15 protein-coding genes are annotated in these 16567 nt (G+C 42.2%); 7 read left to right on the forward strand and 8 right to left on the reverse strand.

All coding sequences use genetic code 11. From position 1 onward, the window contains the following. Positions 1-265: 265 nt before the first annotated feature. Positions 266-832: a D-glycero-beta-D-manno-heptose 1,7-bisphosphate 7-phosphatase gene (gene gmhB, locus EAE89_RS16190; RefSeq protein WP_054479420.1), complete on the reverse strand. Its 567-nt coding sequence runs from the start codon at positions 830-832 to the stop codon at positions 266-268. 195 nt (positions 833-1027) lie between these two features. Here gmhB and metN point away from each other — a divergent pair, with 195 nt between their 5' ends. The 6 genes from metN to proS all read left to right on the forward strand — a co-directional run bounded on the left by metN (position 1028) and on the right by proS (position 6684). Further along, the gene (metN, locus tag EAE89_RS16195; RefSeq protein WP_054479422.1) at positions 1028-2059 is read left to right on the forward strand and encodes a methionine ABC transporter ATP-binding protein MetN; all 1032 of its coding nucleotides are present in this window, start codon (positions 1028-1030) and stop codon (positions 2057-2059) included. Continuing rightward, the gene (locus EAE89_RS16200; RefSeq protein ID WP_054479424.1) at positions 2052-2705 is read left to right on the forward strand and encodes a methionine ABC transporter permease MetI; all 654 of its coding nucleotides are present in this window, start codon (positions 2052-2054) and stop codon (positions 2703-2705) included. The genes metN and EAE89_RS16200 overlap by 8 nt, the downstream gene beginning before the upstream one ends. A gap of 65 nt (positions 2706-2770) precedes the next feature. Then, positions 2771-3586, forward strand: a complete 816-nt coding sequence (locus tag EAE89_RS16205) for a MetQ/NlpA family lipoprotein (protein WP_054479427.1) — start codon at positions 2771-2773, stop codon at positions 3584-3586. 144 nt (positions 3587-3730) lie between these two features. Then, the gene (gene rcsF, locus EAE89_RS16210; RefSeq protein ID WP_054479430.1) at positions 3731-4129 is read left to right on the forward strand and encodes an Rcs stress response system protein RcsF; all 399 of its coding nucleotides are present in this window, start codon (positions 3731-3733) and stop codon (positions 4127-4129) included. Beyond that, the gene (gene tsaA, locus EAE89_RS16215; RefSeq protein ID WP_054479432.1) at positions 4126-4833 is read left to right on the forward strand and encodes a tRNA (N6-threonylcarbamoyladenosine(37)-N6)-methyltransferase TrmO; all 708 of its coding nucleotides are present in this window, start codon (positions 4126-4128) and stop codon (positions 4831-4833) included. Before rcsF ends, tsaA begins: the two co-directional genes overlap by 4 nt. A 126-nt stretch (positions 4834-4959) precedes the next feature. Continuing rightward, positions 4960-6684, forward strand: coding sequence for a proline--tRNA ligase (proS, locus tag EAE89_RS16220; protein WP_054479434.1), 1725 nt, complete (start codon positions 4960-4962; stop codon positions 6682-6684). Between the two features lie 92 nt (positions 6685-6776). Here proS and nlpE read toward each other — a convergent pair whose 3' ends face one another. Beyond that, positions 6777-7442: an envelope stress response activation lipoprotein NlpE gene (nlpE, locus tag EAE89_RS16225; RefSeq protein WP_072161883.1), complete on the reverse strand. Its 666-nt coding sequence runs from the start codon at positions 7440-7442 to the stop codon at positions 6777-6779. A gap of 257 nt (positions 7443-7699) precedes the next feature. On the opposite strand from nlpE, the gene rof reads away from it, so the two are divergent. Continuing rightward, positions 7700-7966: a Rho-binding antiterminator gene (rof, locus tag EAE89_RS16230; RefSeq protein WP_054479436.1), complete on the forward strand. Its 267-nt coding sequence runs from the start codon at positions 7700-7702 to the stop codon at positions 7964-7966. A gap of 33 nt (positions 7967-7999) precedes the next feature. Here rof and tilS read toward each other — a convergent pair whose 3' ends face one another. The 6 genes from tilS to lpxA all read right to left on the reverse strand — a co-directional run bounded on the left by tilS (position 8000) and on the right by lpxA (position 16567). Next, positions 8000-9328, reverse strand: coding sequence for a tRNA lysidine(34) synthetase TilS (tilS, locus tag EAE89_RS16235; RefSeq protein ID WP_054479437.1), 1329 nt, complete (start codon positions 9326-9328; stop codon positions 8000-8002). Between the two features lie 144 nt (positions 9329-9472). Beyond that, positions 9473-10432, reverse strand: coding sequence for an acetyl-CoA carboxylase carboxyl transferase subunit alpha (gene accA / locus EAE89_RS16240; protein ID WP_054479439.1), 960 nt, complete (start codon positions 10430-10432; stop codon positions 9473-9475). Positions 10433-10444: 12 nt separating this feature from the next. After that, a complete protein-coding gene (gene dnaE / locus EAE89_RS16245; RefSeq protein ID WP_054479441.1) occupies positions 10445-13927 on the reverse strand; it encodes a DNA polymerase III subunit alpha in 3483 nt (1160 codons plus the stop codon). 75 nt (positions 13928-14002) lie between these two features. Then, complete coding sequence (rnhB, locus tag EAE89_RS16250) at positions 14003-14590, reverse strand: ribonuclease HII (protein WP_054479443.1); 588 nt, start codon at positions 14588-14590, stop codon at positions 14003-14005. Then, positions 14590-15774 (reverse strand): lipid-A-disaccharide synthase, encoded by a 1185-nt coding sequence (lpxB, locus tag EAE89_RS16255; protein ID WP_214086241.1) that lies wholly within the window; start codon positions 15772-15774, stop codon positions 14590-14592. Before lpxB ends, rnhB begins: the two co-directional genes overlap by 1 nt. A gap of 4 nt (positions 15775-15778) precedes the next feature. Further along, the gene (gene lpxA / locus EAE89_RS16260; RefSeq protein WP_054479446.1) at positions 15779-16567 is read right to left on the reverse strand and encodes an acyl-ACP--UDP-N-acetylglucosamine O-acyltransferase; all 789 of its coding nucleotides are present in this window, start codon (positions 16565-16567) and stop codon (positions 15779-15781) included.

The raw sequence follows: 16567 nt of genomic DNA on the forward strand, positions 1-16567 counted from the left end.
CAGATTGTCTGATTAATTGTTAAAGAGCAGGCCACCTTAAAATTTGATATTCTCGGTCAGCCGGGCTGCGTATATTACGCTTTTTGCCCGCAGAGTCAAGCGCTTATTTGCGCTCCCCTGCCCAACCTCACACGTTTTCTCAGCGTTGTGTCGGTCAGTGGTGGCGCATTATAGGGCGTTCTTCGGCGCTGGCAAGTGTTTATTTGAAAAAAGTTAACGACCGCGGTTTTTTTCCACAAAATGATGACATAAGGAACAAAAAAACCTATTTTTTGATATCTTTAATCGCTTTAGGCAAGTCTACCAAGCTATTTATTACCAAATCAGCTGCTTGTTCAGCTTCATTAGTAACTAGTTTACCTGTACGAACTAATACCTTAGTACCAACTTTTGCTGTCGTCGCTGCTTGCATATCTTCCAGTTTATCACCAACCATATAAGAAGCAGCCATATCGATACTTAGCTCTTTTTGTGCTTCCAGAAGCATACCTGGTTGTGGCTTACGGCAATCACAACCCTTCTTATATTGTCCTTCAGTCGCATCTGGATGATGAGGACAATAATAGATGCCGTCCAAATCTACCCCACGGTCTGCCAATGACCAATCCATCCATTCTGTCAGTTGCAAAAATTGCTCTTCATTGAAAATGCCACGAGCAATCCCCGACTGGTTTGTAACTAATACCAGTGCATATCCCATCTTTTTCAATTCAATCATGGCTTCAATAACACCATCAATAAATTGAAAATCATCTATTTCATGTACATAACCATGATCGATATTTATTGTTCCGTCACGATCTAAAAATACGGCAGGAATACTTTGTGTCACCCGATTGCTCCAAGAATGTAAGAAGGCTTCAGTATCGCATGATTTAGTCATGAATGAGAATGCAGCAATTAATTTATTCCCGGTTGACTTAGACGTCTAGACACCTTAACATCCGATTCAACAGGTGGTTTGTTTTCTCAAAAATGTTTAAGCTATCAATTCTCAAAATTTTTATAAAAACAAATAAGAATAAAAATGATAAAACTATTTCATATCAATAAAGTATTTCAGCAGGGTGCCCGTTCTATCAACGCGCTTTCAGATATCAGCCTGCATGTTCCGCAGGGGCAAATTTATGGTGTTATTGGTTCATCTGGCGCAGGTAAAAGTACACTGATTCGCTGTGTGAATATGCTTGAGCGTCCAACTTCTGGACAAGTACTGGTTGATGGTCAAGATCTAACTATCTTATCTAATAGTGACTTAACCCGTGCACGTCGTCGAATTGGCATGATTTTCCAGCATTTCAACTTGCTATCTTCGAGAACAGTGTTTGGCAACATAGCCTTACCTTTAGAATTGGACAACATTCCAAAGGCTGAAATCAAAAAGCGGGTAGACGAGTTATTGGAACTTGTTGGTCTTGCAGATAAACATGATACCTATCCAGCAAATCTCTCTGGCGGACAGAAGCAACGTGTTGCTATTGCCCGTGCTCTAGCTAATTCACCTAAAATACTTTTATGTGATGAAGCAACCAGTGCTCTTGATCCGGCAACAACTCGTTCTATTCTAGAATTATTGAAAGATATTAATCGCCGTCTGGGACTAACCATTCTGTTAATTACACATGAAATGGACGTTGTCAAACGTATTTGTGACCAAGTAGCCGTTATCAGTGGTGGGCAACTAATTGAACAAGACATTGTTAGTGAAGTGTTCTCTCATCCCAAAACACCTATTGCGCAGGCATTTATTCAGTCAACTTTACATCTGGATATCCCTGAAGATTATGTACAAAAAATGCAAAGCCACCCAGCATCAGATCTTAGCCCATTACTGAAATTAGAGTTCACAGGTCAGTCTGTAGACGCACCACTGATTTCAATGGCAGTACGTCGTTTTAATATCGATATGAACATATTAAGTTCTCAAATCGACTATGCTGGTGGCGTTAAATTTGGCGTGATGTTAGCTGAATTACACGGTGAAAATGGCGGCATTGAATCAACAATTAAGTTCTTACAAGATCATCATGTGAAAGTAGAGGTTCTCGGTTATGTCTGAAGGAATGATTTTATTACTGGCTAAAGGCGTCTGGGAAACTCTGGTAATGACTTTTGTTTCTGGCTTCTTTGGCTTTATTATCGGGCTGCCGGTCGGTGTATTACTATATGTCACCCGTCCTGGTCAGATTATGGAAAACAGTAAACTCTATCGTTTTCTTTCCGCGATAGTTAATATTTTCCGCTCTATCCCATTTATTATTTTACTGGTTTGGATGATTCCTTTTACTAGATTAATTGTGGGAACATCTATCGGCTTACAAGCGGCTATTGTTCCATTAACTATAGGTGCTGCGCCATTTATTGCTCGTATGGTGGAAAATGCTTTATTAGAAATTCCATCAGGATTAATTGAAGCAGCCAGAGCAATGGGCGCAACTCCGTTCCAGATTGTGAAGAAAATTCTGTTACCTGAAGCATTACCAGGTTTGCTCAATGCAGCCACAATTACTCTGATCACTTTAGTAGGTTATTCCGCAATGGGAGGTGCTGTAGGTGCAGGCGGTTTAGGTCAAATTGGCTACCAGTATGGTTATATCGGCTATAACGCAACAGTAATGAATATCGTATTAGTGCTACTGGTTATTTTAGTTTACTTAATTCAATTAAGTGGTGACCGTTTAGTTAAAGCCACAACACGTAAATGATAAAATTATGTTAATAACAGCACCGGCATAGGTGTTAATAAATCAGCATTCAATAGGGGTAAAGTATGTCTGTTAAATTAAGAATCATCGCAACCATCAGCGCCCTTTTAGGTTCATTAATTCTGGCTGGTTGTGGTCAAGAAAAACAAGATCCAAATCATATTAAAGTAGGTGTTATCGTTGGTGCAGAGCAAGAAGTTGCTGAGATTGCGAAAAAAGTAGCTAAAGATAAATATGGTCTTGATGTAGAGCTGGTAACTTTTAATGACTTTGTACTACCAAACGAAGCACTGAGCAAAGGTGATATTGATCTAAATGCATACCAGCACAAGCCTTATCTGGATCAACAAATCAAAGATCGTAGTTATAAGCTAGTCACTGTTGGCAATTCTTTTGTTTATCCAATTGCTGGTTATTCCAAAAAAATCAAGTCACTAGATGAATTGCAGGATGGTTCTCAAATTGCACTACCAAATGATCCAACGAACTTAGGCCGTTCTTTATTGTTATTACAGAAGCAAGACTTAATCAAACTGAAAGATGGCGTAGGTTTATTGCCAACAGTTTTAGACGTCGTTGAAAATCCTAAAAATCTAAAATTAGTTGAACTGGAAGCACCTCAATTGCCTCGTTCACTTGATGATCAAAAAATTGCTCTGGCAATTATTAATACGACATATGCAAGTCAGATCAGTCTGACCCCGGCAAAAGATGGCTTATTTGTTGAAGATAAAGATTCTCCATATGTGAACCTGCTTGTTAGCCGTGAAGATAATAAAGATGCCGAAAATGTAAAAAAATTCGTTAAAGCCTATCAATCTGACGAAGTTGACGAAGCTGCCAATAAGATCTTTAATGGTGGTGCAGTGAAAGGCTGGTAATCTTTCATATTACTCTCACCAATATTAGAATAATCAGGCGGGCAAATTGTCCGCCTGATATGTTATGACATCATGTTTTCGATACTTTTTTATTAACCTGATCGATTAACTTAACTCTAATTGTCATAATTCAAGGAGTTATTAATGCGTCGGCTACTTGTCCCTTTATTAGTACTGTTCATAGCAGGATGCTCAATGCAACAGACAACTTTTACTGATTCTTCCCAATTATCGGATATGAGACTCAAAAGACTACCAACCAGCGAAACAAGGAACCTCTCTTCATCTGTAAAGTTATATACCAAGAGTGAAGAATTATTAGGTACCCCATTTAAAGATTTAGGGATTGTCACTGGTCAATCATGCCGTAGCTCGTTACAAGACCCACCAGCTAATATCACCATAGCGCGTAACAAGATGATAACAAAGGCTACTTATTTGAATGCTAACGCTGTTTTATTACATCAATGCGAGATGTTATCAGGCCAAGGATGCTATCAGATAGCAATATGTGAAGGCTCAGCCCTGCTTATTACTCAATGACTGACTTTCATTTCACACAAATAGGGATTATTCACTCCCCTTATAAAGAGAAATTTGCTGTTCCCCGCCAACCAGGTCTTATTAAAGATGGTGGAGGGAAATTAGTACTTCTTCCGCCCTATAATCAACCAGATGCAGTTCGCGGTTTGGAACAATTTAGTCATCTATGGATTATTTTCGTTTTCCACCAAACAATGGAAGGCGGCTGGAAACCAATGGTGCGTCCTCCCCGTTTGGGTGGCAATGCAAAAATGGGTGTATTCGCAACTCGTTCAACTTTCCGACCGAATCCAATTGGTATGTCTCTGATTGAGCTTAAAGGAGTCGAATGCAGGACAGGTAGCGTTACTCTAGAGCTGGGTAGCATGGATTTAGTTGACGGTACCCCTGTTATTGATATCAAGCCCTATCTACCCTTCGCGGAATGTCAGCCACATGCAATAGCAGGTTTTGCTCAGGAAGCGCCTTCAGCCGGTATGGAAGTAATATTTTCACCTGCCGCCGAACAGCAGCTTATCTTGATCCAAAACACTTACCCGAATTTACGCCGATTTATCAGTCAGGTTCTAGCCCAAGACCCTCGCCCTGCTTACCGTAGAGGAGAATCAGAAAATCGGGAATATGCTGTTCATTTACTGAATTTCAATGTGCGTTGGAGAGTTTACGACACACTAACCGAAGTGGTTTCCATAGAACCCCGCTAAAAATCAATATATACCCTTTTGGCATCTTGAACTCACTGGTAGACTAAAGGCTTATTTTCACTATTTTATTGGCTGGCAAATTTCTGCCAGCCGGAAGCAATTTGCTGCTCTAATGGAACCCTAATAATGCGTACTAGCCAATATCTGCTCTCTACATTAAAAGAGACTCCCGCCGATGCAGAAGTTGTCAGCCATAAACTGATGCTTCGTGCGGGCATGATCCGTAAGCTCGCTTCTGGCCTATATAATTGGATGCCTACAGGTATCCGCGTACTAAAAAAAGTCGAAAAAATTGTTCGTGAAGAAATGAACAATGCTGGAGCGATTGAGATATCTATGCCCGTAGTGCAGCCGGCAGATTTATGGCAGGAAAGTGGTCGCTGGGAACAATACGGCCCGGAGTTGCTGCGTTTTGCTGATCGAGGGGATCGCCCTTTTGTACTGGGTCCAACCCATGAAGAAGTTGTCACTGATCTAATCCGCAATGAAGTCAGTTCATATAAACAGTTACCACTAACTTTGTTCCAAATCCAGACTAAATTCCGCGACGAAGTTCGACCTCGTTTTGGCGTAATGCGCTCGCGTGAATTCCTGATGAAAGATGCTTACTCTTTCCATGCTACTCAGGAATCATTACAAGAAACTTACGACAACATGTACGAAGCTTACAGCAAAATCTTTACCCGTATCGGTTTGGATTTCCGTGCTGTCCTGGCTGATACCGGTTCTATCGGCGGTAGTGCTTCCCATGAATTTCAGGTCCTGGCTGCCAGTGGGGAAGACGATATCGTTTTCTCAACAGAATCTAATTATGCAGCTAATATTGAATTGGCTGAAGCTATTGCTCCTGCTTATGATCGCGCAACACCCGCAGAAGATATGCATCTGGTTGATACCCCGAATGCAAAAACAATTGCTGAACTCATTGAACAATTCAATCTGCCAATTGAGAAAACCATTAAAACTCTGATAGTCCACGCAGCAGAAAGTACAGACCATAAATTAATTGCCTTACTGGTTCGTGGCGACCATGAACTCAATGAAATCAAAGCCGAGAAATTATCTTTGGTTGCCAGCCCTCTAACTTTTGCCACAGAAGAAGAGATTCGTACAATTGTCGGAGCAGGCCCTGGTTCACTAGGACCCGTCAATCTGCCAATGCCCATTATCATCGACCGCAGTGTAGCAGTGATGAGTGACTTTGGTGCCGGTGCTAATATTGATGACAAGCACTATTTCGGTATCAACTGGGAACGTGATCTACCAACACCAGAAGTTACTGATATCCGTAATGTTGTTGAAGGTGATGTCAGCCCTGATGGTAAAGGTACATTGCTCATCAAACGAGGTATTGAAGTTGGTCATATATTCCAGCTTGGTACCAAATATTCGGATGCAATGAAAGCAACTGTTCAAGGTGAAGATGGTCACAACCAGATCGTCACTATGGGTTGCTATGGTATTGGTGTTACCCGTATTGTCGCAGCAGCGATTGAACAGAATCACGATGACTGCGGTATCATCTGGCCTGATGCAATTGCGCCATTCCAGGTTGCTATTTTGCCAATGAATATGCACAAATCATATCGTGTGAAAGAAATCGCAGAGAAATTGTATGCTGATCTGCGCGCCTGTGGTATTGACGTTATTTTTGATGACCGCAAAGAACGGCCAGGCGTGATGTTCGCTGATATGGAACTTATCGGCGTACCACATACGATAGTTATTGGCGACCGTAATCTGGATAATGGCGAAGTAGAATATAAATATCGTCGCAATGATGAAAAACAGATGCTAAAACTAGATAGTGTTGTTGATTATTTGAAGCAACAACTTGGTTTTATTAATTAAAGTTATTACACCAACTCATTGAGCTGTATGGTGATAATGGTCAGATCGTTAAGATGCCATAACCATTATCACCATCAATACTAAACCCTGAATTATTTCTTCGTATTACAAGATTTCGATTTATCGAAATGGATTTTACCCGTCTGAATCAAAGCAGGATCAAATTGCCCATCTTCCATTGAAGGTCTCACGCTGTAATAACCTTCAACTTCAACATAAACTGGTGTTCCCCCTTCTACACCAACTTGATGATAACCTCGCTCCAAATCCAAACTTTCCGTTACGGCATACTGCTTACCTGTATTACAATCAGTAAATGAAGCTGCATCAGCCATATAACTGTATTCACCAACCAGTTTCTTCGGTGTTACCCGTTTCAGCTCATAGTTGAATTGTGATTCAATTGGATTGCCTTCAATATCTAGCATCACCAAGTTTCCACCTTTCAGCAGATAGTAATATTTCTGATCATCTGATTTTGTCAGGCGAATTTTTTCCCCGTCTTTCACCCATTGACCAGATTCAAAGAATGACGAGTCACCATCACGAGTATCAAGATAAGTTTGTTCCAGAATATAACTCCCATCACCATCCAATAGCAGTGTGGTATCAATACCAGAACAATCAGCACAAGGAAGAACCCCCTGAAAAGTCTGATCTACTGGTTGTGAACTCGTTTGTTGTGGCAAGTTACTTTTACATCCCATCAAAGTACATACGCCCACAGCGATTAGCGCTGTTAAAAATTTTTTATTCACATTTATCTCCAAACAGTATAGTGGGCTTTGTGAGCCGCCTTTTTAAGGACATTACTCAATAATCTGATTTTAATACCTTTGTCCAGAACTTACTGTGAAATCAAACTTTTATTTATTTACTGTTCAAGGAAAACAACCAAAGTTATTCATTAATCACGACTGATTTCCTGTGCTATAGTCATTAATAGTGCTTTTGAGTTACAATTTTAACAACCACAGGCGGCAATAACCGCCACTAACCATAGTGGTGAGCAAATATGTCTATAAATACTGAATATCAACCAATTAACTGTGACGACTATGACAATCTTGAGTTGGCTTGCCAACATCAACTCCACCTACACATAAAGTTGCGGGGTGGTGAAGTTATTGAAGGAAAAGCCTGTGATTTGGTTTTAAAGAAAAAAATTGAATACCTGATAATCGAAACAGAAGACAACCCCCGTGAATTACGGTTGGATTATATTGCTAGTTTTAGTAACCCTAAAATTGGTACTGTTATTATTGAACACTCCGAATCCTGAATACAAAAGAGCCGCTAAAGGCGGCTTAACTTCTTATTTTAACAGCGTTTTATTCCAGTTAATTGTCAATGTTTCCTGCCCTTCTGCTACTTCGCTTTCTTTAGTGACAAAAATACCCAATGCAGCCATCAATTGTTCATTGTAATAAAGCAGTGGAATTCGCTCTCTAAGCCACGGAGCAACTCCAAACTCCTGCCACAATTTTTTACTGTGCCGAGAGTGTTGACGGCCCACAATACTCATCATTCCCTGAACGCCAAAACGGATAGTCACCCGCTCATTATCAGTTGGAGTCCTGACTTTAATACCGCAATCAGAAATATTTAGTTTTCCTAAGCTATCCGGTAATACCAAAGTGTTACAAATATCCCATTCAAGAATAATATCTCTCAAAGGTTGCAATTGAGGAACCAGCCAAAGTTTTTGCTTATAACGGCGTACATCATGCTGACAAAATTGTAACCGTGGCTCAGCATCAATACGGGCAATAGCCACCTCATACCAGAGTCTATGAAGCTGCTCTCGCGAAGGCATTTTCATGCCATGATAACCAAACCAACGACGCAACAAAGCATTTCGTTTTGCTTCTGAATACCCATCCAAAGGCGAAATAGCCAGAGCACCATCCTGAGTTATCAATTTTTTCAGCGATTCATTCAATAACTCATCAAGAAGCAGCTCTTGCTCACCACATAAATTTGCACTACGTGCAACAGACTGTGGAAAATGCGGCCAGCGTTGATTCAGTAACGGCATAATATGTAAGCGCAGAAAATTTCGATCATAGCGATCATCTTGATTACTGTCGTCTTCAATCCAAGTTAGACAGTGTTCACTGGCATATATTTCTAGTTCATTCCGGCTATAACCAAGTAACGGGCGTAACAATAATGTATCTGCAAATACGGCGATTGGAGGCATAGAAGCAAGACCAGCCGGACCACTACCACGCTTTAATGCCAATAAAAAAGTTTCTGCCTGATCATCAAGATGCTGGGCCGTTACCAGAACTTCATCTTTTTGTAATTCATGCTTAAATACCTGGTATCGGGCATCACGAGCAGCAGCTTCAATACCCTTTTGGCGCGCATCTATCGTTACCCTTTCAGAAAAAAATTCAACCTGCCAGTCATCACAGATCTGTTGGCAATATTTAACCCACTGATCTGCTTTTATGTTTAAACCATGGTGAATATGGATTGCTCTTAGTTGAACATCCTGATTGTACTGATTACGCCAATTAACCAGCAAATGAAGCAAAACTGAGGAGTCTAACCCACCACTGAACCCAACCAAGATTTTCTTATGTTTACCAAGCTGCTTAGCCAAAGTGACAAATAGCCGCTCATCAATGTTTGTCATTACAGATTCAAAAATCCCTTAGCTTGTAACAATTTGAATTGATTATCATTAAGAATAAAAAATGGCAAAAAAGCAGAAACAGTAAGGGATAAAGGCGACTGAAATTCATCACTTGCATCCCTTATTAAATAATTAATTCAGATATCAACAATAACCATATTGCATCAGACGCTGATATCGGCGCTTGATCAATTCTTCAGAGGCCAAATGATCAAGATCGGCCAGATCAATCAACAACTGAGCCTTCAATGATGCTGATACTGCTTCGTAATCACGATGCGCACCACCTAATGGTTCCTGGATCACAGTATCGATTAATTCCAGCTCTTTCAAACGAGGGGCGGTAATTCCCATCGCTTCCGCCGCAAGAGGTGCTTTCTCTGCACTTTTCCACAAAATTGAAGCGCAGCCTTCCGGAGAGATAACAGAATAGGTGCTGTATTGCAGCATATTCACTTTATCACCAACGCCAATCGCCAACGCACCACCGGAACCGCCTTCACCAATTACGGTACAAATAACAGGCACAGACAAACGGGACATTTCAAGAAGGTTGCGAGCAATAGCCTCAGACTGACCGCGTTCTTCTGCACCAACCCCCGGATATGCGCCTGGAGTATCAATGAAAGTGATAATTGGCAGTTTAAAACGTTCTGCCATTTCCATCAGACGTAAAGCCTTGCGATAGCCTTCTGGTGCTGGCATACCGAAATTACGGCGAATTTTTTCTTTAGTTTCACGGCCTTTTTGATGACCAATAATCATCACAGGTCGCCCATCAATACGAGCCAGACCACCAACAATCGCTTTGTCATCAGCATAAGCGCGATCACCCGCTAACTCTTCAAAATCAGTAAAAATATGCTGAATATAGTCTAACGTATACGGGCGACGCGGGTGACGTGCAAGCTGAGCAATCTGCCAAGCCCCTAAATCTGAAAAAATTTTGCGAGTCAGTTCCAAACTCTTTTCCCGCAAACGTTGTACTTCTTCATCCAGATTTATATCTAATTTTTCATCTTGACGGCTAACTGCGGTTAGCGAATCAATTTTCGCTTCCAGCTCGGCAATCGGCTGTTCAAATTCAAGAAAATTCAGACTCATAACATTCCTATTTTAGTCAAATTCTAATTCTACCTGCTCATTACCCAGCAGAGTTCGCAGATCTGTCAGAAGGTTATCCGTTGGTGTTACCCTCCACGTCGCGCCAAATCTTAAACGAGCGCGGGCGTCTTCCCTCTGGTAATAAAGATGAACCGGTATCGTACCTGAACGATATGGTTCCAATGTGCCACGAAGACGGCTTAACAATTGATTATCAATTTGCCTGTCCGACAGCGAGATAGCAAGCCCACGCGCATATTTTTCACGTGCTTCACTAATATCCATTAATTCACGTGCTGTCATTTTAAGACCGCCATTGAAGTCATCAAAGCTGACCTGCCCCGTAGCTATCAATATTCGGTCCTGTTCCAGCAAATGCCGGTGTCTTTCTAGGGCATCGGAAAATAACATAACTTCCAGGCGACCTGAACGATCATCCAATGTACAAAGACCAATCCGGTTACCTCGCTTGGTTATAATCACTTTGGATGCCAGTACCAAACCTACCACAGTTGTTACTTGACCACGCGGTGTCGGGTTTACATCCTTTAACCGCAGCCCATTAGTATAACGCTCAATTTCTTTTAAATAACGGGTGATCGGGTGCCCAGTTAAATAGAGTCCCAGCGTTTCTCGTTCACCATCAAGAACTACCTGTTCTGGCCATTGGAAAACATTGGCATAAGAGCGTTCAACTTCTTCTGGCGCCTCTGCCAACACGCCAAACATATCAGTCTGACCAATGGCCTCTGCTTTGGCATGTTGATCTGCCGCCTTTAAGGCATCTTCCAAAGAAGACATCAATGCTGCGCGGTGCGGCCCCAGACGGTCAAATGCCCCTGACATGATCAATTTTTCCATCACCCGGCGATTTAATTTCTTGGTATCAACACGGGCACATAAATCAAACAGTTCTCTAAAATAACCATCTTTCTTTCTGGCTTCGATGATCGCTTCAATCGGGCCTTCGCCTACCCCTTTAATCGCACCGATACCATATACGATCTCCCCATCATCGTTAACATGGAAATGATACAGGCCGCTGTTAATATCGGGTGGTAAAATTTTCAGCCCCATGCGCCAGCATTCATCAATCAATCCAACAACTTTTTCTGTATTATCCATATCAGCAGTCATTACCGCAGCCATGAATTCAGCCGGATAATGTGCTTTCAGCCATAAAGTCTGATAAGAAACCAGTGCATACGCAGCAGAGTGAGATTTATTAAATCCATAACCAGCAAACTTCTCTACCAGGTCAAAGATTTTCATTGCCAACTCGCCATCAATACCGAGTTTTTTAGCTCCTTCCTCAAATACGGAACGCTGCTTAGCCATCTCCTCCGGCTTCTTCTTACCCATTGCCCGACGGAGCATATCTGCACCACCGAGAGTATATCCCGCCAGCACCTGAGCAATCTGCATCACTTGTTCCTGATAAAGGATGATGCCGTAAGTTGGCTCCAATACAGGCTGTAAAGATTCGTGCTGCCACTGTATATCTGGGTATGAAATCTCTTCCCGGCCATGTTTGCGATCAATGAAGTTATCAACCATGCCTGATTGCAAAGGACCAGGACGAAACAGTGCCACAAGCGCAATCATATCTTCGAAACAGTCGGGGCGAAGACGTTTGATAAGATCCTTCATACCACGAGATTCAAGTTGGAATACCGCTGTTGTTTCAGCCCGTTGCAGCATATCGAAACTTTTGGTGTCATTTAGTGGAATCGCTGTGATATCAATCAACTCCAGACCTTTCTTCGCTCTGCGTGCGTTGATCATCTCTAACGCCCAGTTGATGATCGTCAGCGTCCTCAATCCGAGGAAGTCGAATTTCACCAACCCAGCATATTCCACATCATTTTTATCAAACTGAGTAACCGGATTCAAACCCTCCGGATCGCAGTAAAGAGGAGCAAAATCAGTGATCTTAGTTGGGGCAATAACTACCCCACCCGCGTGTTTCCCTGCGTTACGGGTGACACCTTCCAATTTACGCGCCATATCTATCAGCGCTTTAACTTCTTCATCCGATTCATAGATTTCGGGAAGTTGTGGCTCTGCGACAAATGCTTTTTCCAGGGTCATTCCCGGATCAAGCGGTATTAATTTAGAAATTCTGTCAACAAACCCATATGGATGCCCCAGCACACGACCAACATCACGAATTACGGCTTTCGCTGCCATCGTACCAAATGTGATGATCTGGGATACAGCATCACGACCATATATATCAGCCACATGATCAATCACCAGATCACGTTTTTCCATGCAGAAATCGACGTCAAAATCAGGCATGGAAACACGTTCGGGGTTAAGGAACCGTTCAAACAGCAGGTCAAACTCCAAAGGATCGAGATCGGTTATTTCCAGAGCATAAGCTACTAAAGAACCCGCACCGGAACCACGCCCTGGACCAACAGGAACACCATTGTCTTTTGACCACTGAATAAATTCCATCACGATCAGGAAGTAGCCAGGGAATCCCATCTGGTTGATAACCCGAAGTTCAACATCAAGTCGCTCATCATATTCAGGGCGTTTTTCTGCCCGTACTTCAGGCTCTGGATAGAGAAACTCCAAGCGCTCTTCCAACCCTTGTTTAGATTTCTCGACCAGATAATCTTCAGTGCTCATTTCTCCTGTCGGAAATTGTGGCAGGAAATATTCACCAAGACGGATAGTGACATTACAACGTTTAGCAATTTCTACACTATTTTCCAGAGCCTCAGGAATATCAGAGAATAGCTCACACATTTCCTGTTCACTACGCAAATATTGCTGAGGACTGTAATTTCTTGGGCGTTTGGGATCAGCCAATGTATAACCATCATGAATCGCTACACGGATTTCATGCGCATCGAAATCTTCTTTATCGATGAAGCAAACATCATTAGTCGCAACAACAGGTAGATTCTTTTCTGTTGCCAATGCAACCGCTGCGTGAAGATAATTTTCTTCATCTGCACGACCAGTACGAATCAGTTCTAGATAATAGCAGTCAGGGAAATGCTCCTGATAAAACTCAAGGCATTGGTCCACCATGACCCGATTACCACGTAACAGGAATTTGCCCACATCCCCCATACGGCCACCAGAAAGCAGGATCAGCCCTTCTTTACGGTTTATCAACCATTCCTGTTTAATTGTTGGACCAGCAGCACCATACCCTTGCTGATAAGCCTCTGATATCAGTAAGGTCAGATTATGATAACCAGTATTATTACGGGCAAGAATGGTCAAGTAAGCGTACTCATCTCCAAGCAGCTCACTTTCCATATAAAAATCAGCACCAATAATCGGTTTTATCCCAGCCCCATGAGCACCACCATAAAATCTCACCAACCCGCATAGGTTAGTAAAATCAGTGATCGCAAAAGTCGGCATGCCTAACTGAGCAACTTTTTTAACTAAAGGCCCAATTTTAGCTAAGCCATCAATCATTGAATAGTCGCTATGGACACGTAAGTGTACAAAACGGGGGTCAGCCATGTATTTGTCCAGATGATTAAGTGATTGTGCTTTACATCGATTTGAGGAATAACTGTATCCAGTTAACAAGCTTACTTAAAGACCAATTGCTCTTTTAACCGGCGCGAAACTTTTACGGTGATGTTTTGTCGCTCCCAGCTGAGCCAACTTTTCTAAATGAAAAGCGGTTGGATAACCTTTATGCTTAGCAAACCCATATTCAGGAAACCGTTGATCGAGTTCAACCATTTCCCGATCCCTAGTTACTTTCGCCACAATAGAAGCGGCACTAATTTCAGCAACCAATCCATCGCCTTTTATAACCGCTTGTGCAGGCATTGGTAATTTAGGGCAACGATTACCATCAATCAGCACATATTCAGGAGAAATAGACAAACCAGCCACAGCTCTTTGCATTGCAAGCATGGTTGCATGCAAGATATTTAATTGATCAATTTCTTCCGGCTCTGCACGCCCCAAGCTCCAGCACAACGCTTTCTCTATGATTTCCCGATACAACTCTTCACGGCGTTTTTCACTGAGTTTTTTAGAATCAGCTAACCCGGCAATTGGGCGAGATGGATCTAAAATAACAGCCGCAGTCACAACCGCACCGACTAATGGGCCTCGGCCAACTTCATCAACTCCGGCAATGAGATTCGCCGGAGGGTATATAAATTCCATCATTTTCCTGCTAATTCTAGTACAGCCTGTGCAGCTTGTTCATCAGCATTACAACGAATGCTTTCGTGCAGATGTAAAAATATCTGTTTCAGTGCTTCAACTTTTTCACTACCTTGTAGTAACGGCAACAATTCATCTGCAAGTTTCTGTGGCTGACATTTTTCCTGCAATAATTCTTTGACCAGTTCTTTACCAGATAACAAGTTAGGTAATGAAACATAAGGTGTTTTTACAAGGTGTTTTGCCAGCCAGAAAGTAAACGGCTTCATCCGGTAACCCACTACCATTGGGCATTTTGCCAGCATACATTCCAAAGCAGCTGTTCCAGATGCCAAAAGTGCAGCATTACTTGCAATCATGATTTCCCGCGCTTTGCCATCCACAAGATGAACATTCAAATCTGGCGCAGTTTCCTGTTTAATTCTCTCAAATTGTTCACGCCGTTTAGCATTCACCAGTGGCACAAGTACATGCAAACCTGGAATTTTTTGCCGTAATAACTGAGCAGTTTTAAGAAAATCAGCACTTAGCATCTCAACTTCAGAATGGCGGCTCCCCGGCAACAAAGCTAAGCAAATAGACTCTTGTGGGATTCCTAGTAGCTCACGCGCTGCTGCTCTATCTGGTTTTAATGGCATAGTATCTGCCATTGTATGTCCAATAAACCGGCAAGGAACATTAAATTTATCGTAAAACGCTTTTTCAAAAGGCAAGAAAGCCAAAACCATATCTGTAGCTTTACCAATTTTGAAAACACGTTTCTGGCGCCAGGCCCATACCGATGGACTGACATAATGAATGGTACGGATGCCCCGCTGTTTTAACCGGCCTTCCAAAGTAATATTAAAATCCGGCGCATCAATACCGACAAACACATCAGGTTTCAGCGCCGTGAAACGGGTTGTCAGATACTTACGTATCTTCAGCAAACGAGGCAAACGCTCAAGAACTTCGATAATCCCCATTACAGCCAGTTCTTCCATCTCATACCAAGCTTCACAACCTTCAGCTTGCATAAGAGGACCTGCGACGCCAACAAAACGCGCATTGGGCACTTTGGCTTTTAATGCACGGATTAATCCTGCGCCAAGGATATCACCGGAGGTTTCTCCGGCGATTAATCCAATAGTCAGCGGACGCAGACTATCAACAGAAGAAATGGTAGCCAAAGGAGTATCCTTCATCTACTTAACGGATAATACCGCGAGTAGAACTTACTAGAAAATCACTGAAGATTTTTACATGCTGATTGTCTTCAGCCAACTCAGCAATTTCCCGCTGGGCTTCTTCTAAAGTTTTGCCATTACGATACAACAATTTATATGCATTTCTGATTGCATGTAGTGATTCTTTATCAAAACCACGGCGCTTCAGACCTTCAACATTAATGCCAAAAGGTGTTGCATGGTTACCCTGAGCGATAACATATGGCGGAATATCCTGTACCACACCGGAACAACCACCCACCATGGCATGAGAACCAATCTGGCAAAACTGATGAATCGCACTCATACCACCGATGATGACATAATCTCCCAGAATAACATGCCCACCTAAAGTACCATTGTTAGCAATGACACAGCGATCACCGAGAATGCAGTCATGAGCAATATGGGCATTAACCATCAGCAAATTATCATTGCCGATTTTCGTTAAACCGCCACCCTGAACTGTTCCACGATGGATGGTTACATTTTCGCGGATACGATTACGATCACCAATTTCAACCTTGGTTGGTTCACCATGATATTTCAGATCCTGATTCATCTCCCCAACAGAGGCAAACTGAAAGATCTGGTTATCACGGCCAATTTTGGTTATTCCATTGACAACAACATGAGATTTCAGCTCTGTACCTTCGCCAATCTCAACCTGAGAACCAATGCAACAAAATGGGCCAATACGAACATTGGCACCAATAATCGCGCCATCTTCCACAATAGCGCTGGGATGTATATAAGCGGTTTCATCAATCAT

The organism is Photorhabdus heterorhabditis (assembly GCF_018448905.1).
In the GTDB taxonomy this organism is placed as follows: domain Bacteria; phylum Pseudomonadota; class Gammaproteobacteria; order Enterobacterales; family Enterobacteriaceae; genus Photorhabdus; species Photorhabdus heterorhabditis.